Consider the following 12894-nt stretch of genomic DNA (forward strand, 5'->3'; position numbering starts at 1 on the left):
CGCGCGAACGAAGCGCCGAGTATACGTCGCGTCAGACCGGCGGCCGCGCGTCGGGAAAGCGGATCACCGCGGTCGTGCCGACGCCGAGTTCGCTGTGGATTTCGATCGGCCAGCGAAAGCGGTCGGACAACCGCTTGACGATGGTCAGCCCCACGCCGTGGCCGCCGCGCTGGCTGCGTCCGGCGCGAAAGAACGGCTGGAACACGTGCGCGAGATCGTCGTGGCTCATGCCGATGCCGGTGTCCTCGACACGCAGGAAATCGAAGCCGACGGTGACGACGACGCGGCCGTGCTCGGTGTACAGGCAGGCGTTGCGGATGAGATTGCCGAGCATCACCGACAGCACGCGCGGCGACGCGTGCAGATCGAACGCCCCCTCCTCGACGAGTTCGAGCGCGACGGGCTTGCGTTCGACGTAGGGCTTGGCCCGTTCGATTTCTTCGCGCGCGAGGTCGTTGACGTGGAAGTCCTCCTCCGGCAACCCGGTGTCGGCTTCGCGCGCGAGGATCAGAAACGCCTCGATCAGCGCTTCCATGTCGCGCCCGGCCGTGCGGATGCGGCCGACCGAACGGCGTGCGAAGTCGTCGAGGTTTTCCTCGTCGGCCAGCACGTCGGCGGCGACCTTGATCACGGTCAGCGGGCTGCGCAGCTCGTGGCTCGCGTCGCGCGTGAAGTTGCGCTCGCGTTCGACGAACTCCTCGATGCGCGTCGCGAAGCCGTGCAGCGCGCGCGACAGCGCCTCGACGTCGTGATCGACCTCGCCCGGCAGCTGCTCGACGTCGAGCGCTTCGAGGTCGGGCTTCTTCGGATCCCACGCGCGCACGGCGTTCGCGAGCGCGACGATCGGCGACAGCGCGCGGCGCGACGCGCGGTACGTGAGCCAGGTCGTCGTGTAGATGATCAGCAGCACGACGGTCAGCGGCACGAAGCCGAACAAGAAAGCGAGCTTGTGTACTTGTTCCTGCCGGAACACGAGAAACAGCCGGCCCCGCGTGCCGTCGCTGACGTGGACGAGTTCGTCGCGCCCGGCTTCGCGGCCGACGTGGTGAAAGCCGGGTTCGAGGCCGCGCAGCTCGGCCGGGACATCGGCGTCCGGCTTGCCGTGCGCGGCGAAGTAGCCGTGCATGTTGTAGGTGTCGGGCAGTTCCGCGCCGGGGTGGGTCGCGAGCCGGCCGAAGTAGTGGCCGGCCTCGTCGCGCAGCGCCTGCTTGATCAGGAGGTCTTCAAGAATCGTCGCGGCGCCGTAGACGCCGACGACCGTGGCGAAGCTGATCGCCGCAAGCTGCAGGACGAAGACGACCCATATCTTGCGGCGTATGCCCGACGCTTTGCGCATGCAGGCGCGTCAGACCGCGTGGCTCGCGGCAACCTCGGCATCGAGATCGGCCAGGCGGTAGCCCGCGCTGTGGATCGTGTGCAGCAGCGGCCGCTGGAACGGCTTGTCGATAATTTTCCTCAAATTGTACAAGTGCGAACGCAGCGTGTCGGAATCGGGCAGCGTGTCGCCCCAGATCTCGCGCTCGATGTCGCGCCGGCTGACGACACGCGGCGATTCGCGCATCAGGATGGTCAAGAGCTTGATGCCGATCGGCGAGGCGATGAGCTCGTTCTCGCCGCGCGTCAGACGCAAGGTGGCGGTGTCGAGAATCAGATCGCCCACGCGCAGCACCTCGGCGCTGACGAGGCGGCGGTCGCGGCGGATCAGCGCGCGCACGCGCGCTTCGAGTTCGCGGATTTCGAACGGCTTGACGAGGTAGTCGTCGGCGCCGGCTTCCAGGCCCACGAGCTTGTCGTCGAGCGTGTCGCGCGCGGTCAGCATCAGCACCGGCGTCGACTTCTTCGCCTCGCCGCGCAGGCGCCGGCACAGCTCGATGCCGTCCATGCCGGGCAGCATCAGGTCGAGCACGACCACGTCGTAGCTGTTGTTGATGGCGAGCCGCAGACCCGTGATGCCGTCGGTCGCGTAGTCGACGCCGTAGCCGCGGCGTTCCAGATACTCGCCGACCATCTCGGCGATGCCGCGATTGTCCTCGATCAGGAGGATCAGACCCGCCTGCTCTTCGCGCTGCTTCATTGCCCCCTCCGCTTGCGCCGCGAACGGCGCCGAAACGGCTTGCGCCGGTATCTTCACATTTGTGAAGGTTGGGCGCGAGGGGGTGACGCCGGCGTGAAAAAATCTACGGCGCCGCGAGGACGTCCTTGAGCACCGCCCACACCGTTTCGAGCACCTTCGGCTGCGCGGCGGCGACCGGGTGGAGGCCGTCGTCCTGCATCAGCGCCGGGTCGAGTGCCACGCCTTCGAGCAGGAACGGGACCAAGGGCACATTGAATTCGGCGGCCACATCCCGATACATCGCCCGCAGGCCGTCGCGATACTGCGGCCCGTAGTTGATCGGAAGCTCGATGCCGACGAGCACCACCCTGGCGCCGGCGTCGCGCGACAGTTTCACGAGGCTCGCTACGTTCTTGCGGATATCGGGCAGCGGCAGGCCGCGCAGGCCGTCGTTGGCGCCGAGTTCGACGACGACGATGCCGGGCTTGTGCGTCGACAGCAGCGCCGGCAGGCGCGCGAGGCCGCCGGAGGTGGTTTCGCCGCTGATCGACGCGTTGACGACGGCGCGGCGCGCGACGGGTTCGCCGGTGTCGAGCCGTTTGGAGAGCAGGGTCACCCAGCCGGTTTCGATCGGAATGCCGTGCGCGGCGGACAGCGAATCGCCGAGCACGAGCACCGGCGCGGCCGGTGCCGCTAAAGCGGCCAGCGGAACACAACAGAACAACAGGACAGCCAGGAATCTACGCATGCACGAATCCGCCGAAACGATCTTGAGCGCCCGCGATGTTAGCAAAGCGGTCGAAGGCCCCGACGGACGCATCGAGATTCTCGACGGCGTCAGCCTCGACGTGACGCGCGGCGACAGCCTCGCCATCGTCGGCGCGTCCGGCTCGGGCAAGACGACGCTCCTGGGCCTGCTCGCGGGCCTGGACACGCCGAGCCGCGGACAGATCAGCCTCGCCGGCACGCCGCTCGACTCGCTCGACGAGGAAGGTCGCGCGCGCCTGCGCCGGCGCCTCGTCGGCTTCGTGTTTCAGAGCTTTCACCTGCTGCCCGCGCTGTCCGCCGAAGAAAACGTGATGCTGCCGCTCGAACTCGACGGCGGCGGCAGCGACGCGCGCAAGGCCGCGCAGGAAGCGCTGGTCGCGGTCGGCCTCGCGCGCCGCCTGCACCACTATCCGCATCAGCTCTCCGGCGGCGAACAGCAGCGCGTCGCGATCGCGCGCGCGTTCGTGCATCGCCCGTCGGTGCTGTTCGCCGACGAGCCCACCGGCAACCTCGACCAGCGCACCGGTCATACCGTCAGCGACCTTCTGTTCGAACTCAACCGCGCGAACGGCACGACGCTCGTCATGGTCACGCACGACCTGACGCTCGCCGAACGCTGCCACCACGTGGTGCGCCTGGACGGCGGACGCCGCGTCGACATCGCGCGCGGAGCCGCCGCATGAACGTCTTCGCCTTCGCCGCGCGCGCGCTCCGGCGCGAGTTTCGCCACGGCGAGCTGCGCACGCTCGCCGCGGCGCTCGTGCTCGCGGTCGCCGCGCTCACGGCGGTGACCACGCTCGGTCAGCGCGTCGAGCGCGCGATCGTCGCGAGCGCGGCCGAACTCATCGGCGGCGATCTCGGCGTCGCGGCGCGCCGCGCGATCGCGCCGGAGTTCGCCGACCGCGCCGCGCAGCTCGGCCTGGCGACCAATCGCAGCGCCGAGTTTCCGAGCGTCGTGTTCGCCGGCGGCAAGAGCCAGCTCGCGCAGGTGTTCGCGACCGATCCGCACTATCCGCTGCGCGGTACGCTCACCGTGCGCGACGCCGCGGGCGCCGACCGCACGGCCGGCGCGCCGCCGGCCGGTTCGGTCTATGCCGACCGGCTGGTGCTCGCCGCGCTCGGCATCGGCGTCGGCGATACGCTCGAACTCGCCGGCAGGCCGCTCAGAGTGGACGGCGAAATCGTGCGCCAGCCCGACGGCGGGCAGATGTTCTCGCTCGCGCCGCGCCTGATCGCCGCGATCGCCGACGCCGAAAGCGGCGGCCTGCTCGCGGTCGGCAGCCGCGCGCGGCACAAGCTGATGGTCGCGGGTACGCCCGACGCGCTGGAGCAGTTCCAGTCGTTCGCCAAGCCGAAGCTCGCCGACGGCGCGCAGCTCGTCACGGTCGGCGAGGCGCAGCAGAACCTGCGCACGGCGTTCGAGCGCGGTGAGGCGTTTCTGCGCCTCGCGGCGCTCTTGTCGGCGCTGCTGTCGGGCATCGCGGTCGCGCTCGCCGCGCAGCGCTACGCGCGACGCAAGATCGACGAGGTGGCGCTCCTGCGCGCGCTCGGCCTCGGCAAGCGCGACGTGCTCGCCACGCTGTCGCTCACCTTGCTGTTTCTCGGCCTGCCCGCGTGCCTGATCGGCGCCGGCGTCGGCCTCGCGCTGCAGGAATCGGTGCTGCGCTACGCGGGCGATCTGTTGCCCGGCGCGCCGCCGCCGCTGAGCCTTCTGCCCGCGCTCGCGGCCATCGCGATCGGCCTCGCCGTGCTCGCCGGCTTCGCGCTGCCGCCGCTCGCGCGCCTGCGCGACGTGCCGCCGGTGCGCGTGTTCCAGCGCGCCGTCGCGCTGCGCCCGCGCCGCTTCGACGTGCTGTATCTCGTGCCGCCGCTCGTCGCGTTCGGCCTGATCGCGACGCAGAGCGGCAGCGCGCGCATCGCGTCGGCGCTCGGCGGCAGTCTCGTCGGCGTCGCCGCGATCACGCTCGCCGCCGGCTTCGCGCTGATCTTCCTCATGCGCCGGCTCGGCCAGCGCCTGCCCGGCGCGCTGCGCTTCGGCCTCGCCAATCTCGCGCGGCGCCGCACGCTGAGCCTGATCCAGGCCACCGCGCTCGCGCTGTCGTTCACGTCGCTGCTCGTGCTCGCGATCGTCGGCCCGGGCCTCCTCGCCGCGTGGCGCGCCGACCTGCCGCCGGAGACGCCGAACCATTTCCTGTTGAACCTGCAGAGCGATCAGCGCGACGACGTGACGCGCCGGCTCGCCGAAGCGGGGGCGCGGAACCTGAACCTGCTGCCGCTCGCGGTCGGCAAGCTCGTCGCGATCAACGGGCAGCCGCCGCGCGCGGAAGACTACGAAGACCGCCGCGCGGCCGGCTGGATCAACGGAGAAATGCGGCTGTCGTGGAGCGATACGCTGCCCGAGTCGAACAAGCTGCGCGAAGGAAAGTGGTTCGACGGCACGGCCACGACGCCGCAGGCGTCGGTCGAGCGCGTCTGGGTGGACATGTTCCATCTGAAGATCGGCGACACGATGACGATGCGCGTGGGCGAGCGCGAAATCGTCGCGACGATTTCAAACGTGCGCGAAGCCGACTGGACGTCGTTCCGCGTGAACTTCTTCGTGCTGCTCGACCCCGCCACCGCCGCGAGCCTGCCGCACAGCCACATCGCGAGCTTCTGGCTGCCGTCCGAGCGCGCGACGGCGATGCAGGCGCTGTCGCGGCAATACACGAACCTGTCGCTGATCGACATCGACGCGATCCTCGATCGCGTGCGCGACATCATCGACCAGGTGACCCGCGCCGTGACCGCCGTGCTCGGTTTCAGCCTCGTCGCGGGCCTCCTCGTGCTGATCGCCGCGCTCAACGTCAGCGCCGAGGAACGGCGGTTCGAAACGGCGCTGCTGCGCACGCTCGGCGCGGGTCGCGGACAGCTCGCGGCGACGGTGCTCGGCGAGTTCGCGCTGCTCGGCCTCGTCGCGGGCCTCATCGCCGCGGGCGGCGCGATCGCGGCCGGCATTTCGCTCGGTCGCGGCGTGTTCCGCATCGCCTGGACGCCCGACGCGGCGCCGTTCGCGCTCGGTGTCGCGCTCGCCATCGCGCTGGTCACGCTCGCCGGCTGGCTCGGCACGCGCGCGATCGCGCGCACGTCGCCGCTCCTGGTCCTGCGCAAGGAGTGAGCGGCGGTTCGCAACGCCCGTGCATGCGTCTTGCCAAGCCCGGGCGACGCTCATAAGGTGCGGCTCAGGTCGGAACGAACGCACGTCAGGGACTACGCATGAGCTACGCCGAGAAACGCCGCCACCCGCGCCTGTCCGTTTTCTCGGCGGCGATGATCGTCGTCGAGGACGACGGCTTCCTGAGCGAAGTGCAGGATCTGTCGCAAGGCGGCGCGCGCGTGGCGATGCCGCGCAACTGGCACGCGCCGGGCGGAACGGAGTGCAAGCTGTTCCTGATCTTCGACCAGGAAACGGTGATCGGCCTGCGCGTGCGCGTCGTGCGCGTCGGCAAGGAAGACCTCGGCCTCGAATTCATGCAGGGGCAGGAAGCGCGCGTCGCGCAGCTGTTGTACGAGTCGCGGTTTCAGGATCAGGAATAGCCGCGCGCTGCCGCCCGAACTTCAGACTCCCTCTCCCCCAAGCTCGCTTGGGGGAGAGGGTCGGGGTGAGGGGGCGGCGCCAGGATCTGCGTTACGCTCGCGGCATTGCCGGACGCATCCCCCTCACCCCACCCTCTCCCCCAAGCAAGCTTGGGGGAGAGGGCCTGAAGAGCACTCCGCATGAACGCCTACCTCACGCCGATCCTGCTGCTGATCGCCTCGAACGTCTTCATGACGTTCGCCTGGTACGGCCATCTGAAATTCACCGGCCGGCCGCTGTGGATCGTCATCCTCGTCAGCTGGGGCATCGCGTTCTTCGAATACTGCCTGCAGGTGCCGGCTAACCGCGCGGGCATCGCCGTCTACAACCCGGCGCAGCTGAAGACGATCCAGGAGATCATCACGCTCGTCGTGTTCGTCGCGTTTTCGGTGTGGTATCTCGACGCGCCGATCAAGTGGAACCACATGGTCGGATTCGGCCTGATCGTCGCCGCGTCGTTTTTTATCTTTATGGACTAATCGACGCCGATCTCGTCGAACGTGCCGAGCGCGACTTCGCGCTTCGCGAATCCTTCGCACAGCGCATCGAGAGCACGGTATTCGTCGCCGAAGTTCAGGCGAAACGCCTTGTACGCCGACTCGTCGATCCAGCGGTCGATCGTGACGTAGCGTTCGGACATGTCGCGGTCGCGCAGCAGCAGCGTCTGCACGTAGCCCGGCGCACGGCGGAACAGCCGCACCCAGGTGCCGCCGTCGGCGTAGTGGCGCTCGAATTCGTCGCGGCGTTCGGCCGGGACGTGGAACTCCCAGATGTACGCGTAGCCGCTCATCGACGGACCGCCGTCAAAAGCGGATGCGGCCCGTCAGCATGTCCTTGAGCATCACCCAGTCGCCGAGAAAGCTGTAGAACGGATGCTGGAAGGTCGCGGGCCGGTTCTTCTCGAAGAAGAAATGTCCGACCCAGGCGAAGCCGTAGCCGGAGAACAGCGCGCCGAGCAGCCACCACGCGTTGCCGCGCACGATCGCGAGCGCGAGAAACGCCAGCGCGAACGCGCTGCCGACGTAGTGCAGCCGGCGGCACGTCGGATTCGCGTGCTCGGACAGGTAGTACGGATAGAACTCGCGGAAGGTCGCGTAGGGTTTGGACATGACGCGCTCGCTGGTGTCGTTGCCGCCTCGATTCTGCGACGCGGCGCCGGTCGGAACAAGTGAACGCGCGGCAACGCTGCGGCACCCGCGTCAACGCGCCGCGGCACGCCGCGTTCTTGCATGCACACCCACCGAGGAGTTCCTCTCATGCGCAGCAAGACTCTGATGTTCCTCGCCGTCGCCCTGATCGGCGCCGCCACCGCCGGCGGCTATGCCACGGCGCAATCGACCGCGACCGACCCGACGACGACCGCCACCGACCCCGGCGCCGGCACGATGCGCCCGCACCGCAGCCGTTTCGCGCGCAACGCGGCGATGGCGAACGACCCGGTGCACGCGGTCAAGCGCAACATGATCCAGCTCGAACGCCTGTACCTGCTCGACGGCCGCGCCAAGGACGTGCCGGCGCTGTACCAGGATCTGCTCTCGCGCACGCAGAACGCCGATCTGCGCAGCTTCGCCTACGCGCGCATCGCCCGGCAGCAGGCGCGGCCGACCAATCCGTCGCAGGTGATCGCGACCGTCAAGCAGGCGCTCGACGAGAACCTGTCGCGCGTGCAGTAACCGCCGCGCCGAATCGTGGCCGCGGCGCGCCGAAACGAGCAGCACCGCACCTTTCGGCACAAGCAACCAAACCGGCCTTCGCTGCATCTTAGTAACCGGACGCGGATCTCCTACCGCGCTCCACCCCACGGGGAGCCGCCCCCATCGGCGCCCCGGCTCGAGGCGGGTACCAAACCCCTGGTACCCGCCTCGTCTTTGCGGCGCCTTGTGTATCCGTGCACGGGCTTCGTCGATTCCGCGGACCCCCACAGCCCCTGCTGACGCTGCCGCGTCAGCCGCCCCCTTAACTTAAGGGGGCTCCGAAGGCACCGTCGTCGCGATCTTTTTCGCTGTTCGGACTTCATGCGATTGTTTGCCGCTTCGTTCGTCGGTGCGGGTTTGATTTACGGGCGGGTTTTATCGTTCCAACGCGCGGTCGTGCGACTTCGCGCGCAGCATCGGCAACGGTTCGTGCACTTGTTCAATACGCGAGCTTGCATCAAAGCGCATATTGAGCAACCTTGCATCCTGGATTTTGACTAGACTCGTCTTCGTACGACGTGGCCTCGCGGGGGCGCCATGGCGTTCGCGGCGAGTCCTCTGTCGCCGGTCCAGTGTTGTATGCCGTTCCGGCCGTCACGGAGCCTCGCCGTTCCATGCCCGTATCGGATTCCGCCATGCTGTCGTTGCTGTTCATCGCCTCGGTCTGCCTGCCGGCGCTCGTCTGCGCGCTGTTTCTGCATCGCCTGCTGCGCGCGCAGCGGCCGCCTCGCCGTCGGCGGATATCCACCGGCCGCCGCCTGCTGCGCACGGGCAAGCTGCGTTCGCGCCGGCGTACCGCCGGCGGCGAGCATCGCGTCGCCGCGCTCGCCATCGGCGGCTCGCACGAAGAATACGAAACGCGCACGCCGCGCCGCTCGGCGGTCGAAGCCGCGCCGGCGCCGAACGTCGCTTCCGCGCGCCGCGAGCCGTCGCGCGACGCGGAGTTCCGCCATGCGCTCGTCGTCCTGATGTTCGACGCGCTCGAATGCTGGGAACGCAGCGGCGGCACGCGCATCACGCTCGCCGAACGCAGCGGCATCTGGCACGTCACCTGCGACGACGGCCGCCTGCGCGTGCGTTCGATGGAGCGATACCTGAGCCTCGCGCGCCTGCCCAAACAGCCGCGCTGGCGCGACGTCGTGCGCAGCGCGCACTACGTGTTGTCGCACGCGCCGCTGGCCGACGACGACCGCTCGCGCGTACTCGCCGCCGAGGAAAAAGTACGCACGCTCGCGCGGCGGCGCGCGTTCGGCGGCGGCGAACGCCAGCCGTAGCGTTCTCCGGCTCGCGCCGGAGAACGCGACCAACATGCGTCAGACCGTATGCGTCGGCGGATTCGTACCGGTGCCGCCGGTGCCCGTCCCACCGGTCCCCGTTCCCGTGCCGGTACAGGCGCCGGTCGGGCAACCCTGCGTCTGCGGCGGCGGACAGCCGACGCTTTCGGTCCCCGTGTTGCAATCGTCGGCGCACGAGAAATAGCGCGTCAGGCACATTTGATCCCACGCGGTTTCGCAGGCGGCGCGCGAATCGGCGCCACCGCCGACATGCCGGGTCTCCTGCGCGGTCAGCACGCGCAGCGTTTCTTTGGACAATGCGATTTTCTTCATCGTTATCCCCGTGTCCGTGGACGAGCGGCGCGCCGTCGCGGAACGCCGCGCCTCGCCGCGGTCGCGGCGAGGCGGATACGAGAATAGATGCTCGAACTTCCACACTTTCAATACGCGGCAGCGCGCCGGGACGAAACGCACCGCCGTGTATTTCGCGGTGCGCCGTCTCCCGGACGAGCCCGCCTGTGCCTTGCGTCAGACGTCCGGGCACGCGCAGCGCGCGCGCGGATTGTTCGTCGTCGCCGGCGGGCAATCGGCCGTGCCGCAGGCGCAGGTGCCGGTGCAGGCGCACGTGTTCGTGCAGTTCGCGGTATAGCAGGTTGCCGTGTCTTCGCACTCGGGCATCTGCGACGTCGGACACCGCGTGCGCGGCATCGTGATCGCGCCGCCGGCGATCATGCCGGTTTCCTGCGCCGTCAACACGCGCAGCGTCTGCTTCGACAACGAGATCTTCTTCATCGGGTTCTCCTGTTTCAGGGGGAGTCGCGATCCCACGGCGGGATGCCGGCAGGCCGCGCGTCGCCGCGCGGCCCAAAGAAGCTGCGCGAGCATACGCCCGAATCATGATTTTTTCACATATCTTTTTTACCGCGACGGCCACATTGCAACAAAACCGTGACGCAGTACCTGCTGCGGCGCAGCAAGCTACGCGGCGCCGATACGCCCCTTGCCGGTCGGCACCGCGCGATCGCCCTGCAGGCGTTCGAGCATGATCTGGCGATCGGCCGATCGGATGGTTTCGGGGCGGTGCGCGACGATCACGCGCGTCAGCGCCAGCCGACGCACCGCGTCGCCGACGAGCCGCTCGTTGTCGACGTCGAGATGGCTCGTCGCCTCGTCGAGAAACAGCAGGCGCGGCTCCTTGTACAGCGCGCGCGCCAGCAGCAGGCGCTGCTTCTGTCCGCCGGACAGCGCCGTGCCCATGTCGCCGACGAGCGTCTGGTAGCGCATCGGCATCGCGAGCACGTCGTCGTGGATCGCCGCGAGCCGCGCGCAGCGTTCGATCGCGGCGGTGTCGGGCTGCGGATCGAAAAAGGCGATGTTCTCGGCGATGGAACCGGCGAACAACTGGTCTTCCTGCATGACCGCGGCGACGCGCCGCCGGTATGCCGCCGGGCCGAGCGAGAAGATCGACACGCCGTCGACGAGGATGTCGCCCGACGTCGGCTGGATCAGCCCCAGCATCAGCTTCACGAGCGTCGTCTTGCCGCAGCCGGACGGCCCGGTGATCGCGACCGATTCGCCCGGCCGGATCTCGAAGCTCACGCGATCGAGCACGAGCGGATCGTTGTCGGCGTAGCGGAACGTGAGGTCGCGCACTTCGAGCGCCGCGGCGCCCTCGACCGCTTCGGACGCGTAGCTCGGCGAGGTGTTCTCGCGCTCGGTCAGCACGATGTCGGCCAGACGCTCGGCCTGCAGCCGCAGCATGGACAGCTCAACGCCGCGGTCGATCAGCGTCGATACGCGCGTGGCGAACGTCGCCTTGTACGCCATGAACGCGAACAGCATGCCGAGCGTCAGCGACTTGTCGAGCACGAGCTGCGCGCCGAGAAACACGATCAGCACGTTCTCGACCATGAACAACAGGCTGTTGAGGAATCGCGACAACAGGCTCAGCTTCTGCGTGCGCAGCGAGCGGTTGGTCGTCTCGACCATGAGATTCATCCAGCGCGCCTGGCGATCGTTTTCGCGGCTGAACAGCTTGATCGACTGGATTCCGCGGATCGTCTCGAGCAGCGTGCTCTCCTGCTTGGCGCCGAGCACGATCTGTTCTTCGGCCAGTTCACGCATGAGCCGGTACAGGCCCACGCGCAACGCGCCGTATGCGACCACCGCGCAGATCGTGATCACGGCCAGGCGCGGGCTGTACATCAGCATCATCGTGAGCGTGATCACCGCCATGATGCCGTCGAGGATCGCCTCGACGAACGTGCCGGTCAGCGTGCGCTGGATCGATTCGATCGAACCGAAGCGCGACACGACGTCGCCGAGGTGGCGCTTTTCGAAGTACGCGATCGGCAGCCGGATCATGTGCGCGAACACGTTCGACATCCACTGCACGTTGAGCGACGTGCCGAGGCGGATGACGGCCCAGCCGCGGAAGATGCTGACCGACGCCTGGACCAGCCCGAGCAGCAGAAAACCGATCGCGAGCGTCGCCAGCAGGCTGCGGTCGCCCGAGACGATCGCCTGGTCGACGACCCACTGCATCAGGAGCGGCGCGAGCAGCGCGAACGTTTCGAGCGCGAGCGCGAGGCACAGCAGCTGCGCGACCGCGCCGCGGAAGCCGATCGTCTTGCCGATCAGCTGGCGCAGGCTGACGTCGCGCTTGGCTTCGCGCGGCGAGAAGCCCGGCGTGGGCGTGAGTTCCAGCGCGACGCCGGTGAAATGCTTCGAGGCTTCCTCGAGCGACATCGTGCGGCGGCCGAAGCCCGGGTCGTTGAACGTGATGCGCTTGTCGTCGGCGGCGACGAGCACGACGAAGTGGTTCAGATCCCAGTGCAGCACGCACGGCAGCTGCAGCGCGCTCAGGTGATCGAGCTCCAGGCGCAGCGGTCGCGCGGCGAAATCGAGCGAGGCGGCGATGCTCATGAGGTCCGACAGCGTCGAACCTTTCAGCGAAATGGAAAATTTCGCACGCAGGCCGGCGAGATCGACCTCGTGGCCGTGGTGCGCGGCGATCATCGCCAGACACGCAAGGCCGCATTCGGCGGCTTCGGTCTGCATCATGACCGGCACGCGGCGGCGCCTGCGCAGGCCGAGTTCGAGTTGTTCGAGTATGCGTGACATCCGGTCTCTCGTTGCTCTCGAAGCCCTCTACCCCAAGCTCGCCTGGGGAGAGGGTTGGGCGAGGGGGCGACGCCGTGCGCTTCTTCAACCTCGACGAAGTGCGCAGCGCATGCCCCCTCACCCCAGCCCTCTCCCCCGCAAGCCTGCGGGGGAGAGGGAGCAAAACCCCTGCCGCACCTTTGCGGCGTACTGCTTAAGCCCCCTCCCCCAAGCTCGCTTGGGGGAGGGGGTTGGGTGAGGGGGTGACGCCGTGCACTTCTTCAACCTCGACGAAGTGCGCCGCGCATGCCCCCTCACCCCAGCCCTCTCCCCCGCAAGCCTGCGGGGGAGAGGGAGCAAAACCCCTGCCGCACCTTTGCGGCGTAC

At 68.5% G+C, this 12894-nt stretch carries 14 protein-coding genes; 6 read left to right on the forward strand and 8 right to left on the reverse strand.

Features of this window, described 5'->3' with window-relative positions; all coding sequences use genetic code 11:
* Positions 1-31: 31 nt before the first annotated feature.
* From OD750_RS24065 to OD750_RS24075, 3 genes are all read right to left on the reverse strand, one after another.
* Positions 32-1336: a sensor histidine kinase gene (locus OD750_RS24065; RefSeq protein ID WP_263541167.1), complete on the reverse strand. Its 1305-nt coding sequence runs from the start codon at positions 1334-1336 to the stop codon at positions 32-34.
* Between the two features lie 9 nt (positions 1337-1345).
* On the reverse strand, positions 1346-2074 hold the full coding sequence (locus OD750_RS24070) for a response regulator transcription factor (protein WP_263541168.1): 729 nt from the start codon (positions 2072-2074) through the stop codon (positions 1346-1348).
* Between the two features lie 103 nt (positions 2075-2177).
* Positions 2178-2801: an arylesterase gene (locus OD750_RS24075; RefSeq protein ID WP_263541169.1), complete on the reverse strand. Its 624-nt coding sequence runs from the start codon at positions 2799-2801 to the stop codon at positions 2178-2180.
* On the opposite strand from OD750_RS24075, the gene OD750_RS24080 reads away from it, so the two are divergent.
* The 4 genes from OD750_RS24080 (at position 2800) to OD750_RS24095 (ending at position 6916) form a co-directional block, all read left to right on the forward strand.
* The gene (locus tag OD750_RS24080) at positions 2800-3504 is read left to right on the forward strand and encodes an ABC transporter ATP-binding protein (RefSeq protein ID WP_263541170.1); all 705 of its coding nucleotides are present in this window, start codon (positions 2800-2802) and stop codon (positions 3502-3504) included. The genes OD750_RS24075 and OD750_RS24080 overlap by 2 nt on opposite strands.
* Complete coding sequence (locus tag OD750_RS24085; protein ID WP_263541171.1) at positions 3501-5978, forward strand: ABC transporter permease; 2478 nt, start codon at positions 3501-3503, stop codon at positions 5976-5978. Before OD750_RS24080 ends, OD750_RS24085 begins: the two co-directional genes overlap by 4 nt.
* 98 nt (positions 5979-6076) lie before the next feature.
* Positions 6077-6397 carry a PilZ domain-containing protein gene (locus tag OD750_RS24090; protein ID WP_263541172.1) on the forward strand — a complete coding sequence of 107 codons (321 nt, stop codon included), beginning with the start codon at positions 6077-6079 and terminating at the stop codon, positions 6395-6397.
* Positions 6398-6577: 180 nt separating this feature from the next.
* A complete protein-coding gene (locus tag OD750_RS24095; RefSeq protein ID WP_263541173.1) occupies positions 6578-6916 on the forward strand; it encodes a DMT family protein in 339 nt (112 codons plus the stop codon).
* Here the strand turns inward: OD750_RS24095 and OD750_RS24100 are convergent.
* Together OD750_RS24100 and OD750_RS24105 are read right to left on the reverse strand one after the other, a co-directional pair.
* On the reverse strand, positions 6913-7227 hold the full coding sequence (locus OD750_RS24100; RefSeq protein ID WP_263541174.1) for an antibiotic biosynthesis monooxygenase family protein: 315 nt from the start codon (positions 7225-7227) through the stop codon (positions 6913-6915). The two genes, OD750_RS24095 and OD750_RS24100, sit on opposite strands and share 4 nt — an antisense overlap.
* 13 nt (positions 7228-7240) lie before the next feature.
* The gene (locus tag OD750_RS24105; protein ID WP_263541175.1) at positions 7241-7546 is read right to left on the reverse strand and encodes an Mpo1-like protein; all 306 of its coding nucleotides are present in this window, start codon (positions 7544-7546) and stop codon (positions 7241-7243) included.
* A 147-nt stretch (positions 7547-7693) separates the two neighbouring features.
* On the opposite strand from OD750_RS24105, the gene OD750_RS24110 reads away from it, so the two are divergent.
* On the forward strand, positions 7694-8110 hold the full coding sequence (locus OD750_RS24110) for a hypothetical protein (protein ID WP_263541176.1): 417 nt from the start codon (positions 7694-7696) through the stop codon (positions 8108-8110).
* A gap of 656 nt (positions 8111-8766) precedes the next feature.
* Complete coding sequence (locus tag OD750_RS24115; protein WP_263541177.1) at positions 8767-9405, forward strand: hypothetical protein; 639 nt, start codon at positions 8767-8769, stop codon at positions 9403-9405.
* A gap of 39 nt (positions 9406-9444) precedes the next feature.
* Here OD750_RS24115 and OD750_RS24120 read toward each other — a convergent pair whose 3' ends face one another.
* The 3 genes from OD750_RS24120 to OD750_RS24130 all read right to left on the reverse strand — a co-directional run bounded on the left by OD750_RS24120 (position 9445) and on the right by OD750_RS24130 (position 12528).
* Positions 9445-9738 (reverse strand): hypothetical protein, encoded by a 294-nt coding sequence (locus tag OD750_RS24120; RefSeq protein ID WP_263541178.1) that lies wholly within the window; start codon positions 9736-9738, stop codon positions 9445-9447.
* Positions 9739-9933: 195 nt separating this feature from the next.
* Positions 9934-10197, reverse strand: coding sequence for a hypothetical protein (locus OD750_RS24125; protein ID WP_263541179.1), 264 nt, complete (start codon positions 10195-10197; stop codon positions 9934-9936).
* Between the two features lie 186 nt (positions 10198-10383).
* A complete protein-coding gene (locus OD750_RS24130) occupies positions 10384-12528 on the reverse strand; it encodes a peptidase domain-containing ABC transporter (protein ID WP_263541180.1) in 2145 nt (714 codons plus the stop codon).
* Positions 12529-12894: the final 366 nt, after the last annotated feature.

It is taken from the genome of Tahibacter soli (assembly GCF_025717065.2).
GTDB classification, from domain to species: Bacteria; Pseudomonadota; Gammaproteobacteria; order Xanthomonadales; family Rhodanobacteraceae; genus Tahibacter; species Tahibacter soli.

Bases quoted from the DNA above. Each gene is read 5' to 3' on its own strand.
- OD750_RS24085 (WP_263541171.1), top strand. From the start codon at position 3,501: ATGAACGTCTTCGCCTTCGCCGCGCGCGCGCTCCGGCGCGAGTTTCGC.
- OD750_RS24080 (WP_263541170.1), top strand. From the start codon at position 2,800: ATGCACGAATCCGCCGAAACGATCTTGAGCGCCCGCGATGTTAGCAAA.
- OD750_RS24075 (WP_263541169.1), bottom strand. From the start codon at position 2,801: ATGCGTAGATTCCTGGCTGTCCTGTTGTTCTGTTGTGTTCCGCTGGCC.
- OD750_RS24065 (WP_263541167.1), bottom strand. From the start codon at position 1,336: ATGCGCAAAGCGTCGGGCATACGCCGCAAGATATGGGTCGTCTTCGTC.
- OD750_RS24105 (WP_263541175.1), bottom strand. From the start codon at position 7,546: ATGTCCAAACCCTACGCGACCTTCCGCGAGTTCTATCCGTACTACCTG.
- OD750_RS24070 (WP_263541168.1), bottom strand. From the start codon at position 2,074: ATGAAGCAGCGCGAAGAGCAGGCGGGTCTGATCCTCCTGATCGAGGAC.
- OD750_RS24090 (WP_263541172.1), top strand. From the start codon at position 6,077: ATGAGCTACGCCGAGAAACGCCGCCACCCGCGCCTGTCCGTTTTCTCG.
- OD750_RS24100 (WP_263541174.1), bottom strand. From the start codon at position 7,227: ATGAGCGGCTACGCGTACATCTGGGAGTTCCACGTCCCGGCCGAACGC.
- OD750_RS24110 (WP_263541176.1), top strand. From the start codon at position 7,694: ATGCGCAGCAAGACTCTGATGTTCCTCGCCGTCGCCCTGATCGGCGCC.
- OD750_RS24125 (WP_263541179.1), bottom strand. From the start codon at position 10,197: ATGAAGAAGATCTCGTTGTCGAAGCAGACGCTGCGCGTGTTGACGGCG.
- OD750_RS24095 (WP_263541173.1), top strand. From the start codon at position 6,578: ATGAACGCCTACCTCACGCCGATCCTGCTGCTGATCGCCTCGAACGTC.
- OD750_RS24115 (WP_263541177.1), top strand. From the start codon at position 8,767: ATGCTGTCGTTGCTGTTCATCGCCTCGGTCTGCCTGCCGGCGCTCGTC.
- OD750_RS24120 (WP_263541178.1), bottom strand. From the start codon at position 9,738: ATGAAGAAAATCGCATTGTCCAAAGAAACGCTGCGCGTGCTGACCGCG.
- OD750_RS24130 (WP_263541180.1), bottom strand. From the start codon at position 12,528: ATGTCACGCATACTCGAACAACTCGAACTCGGCCTGCGCAGGCGCCGC.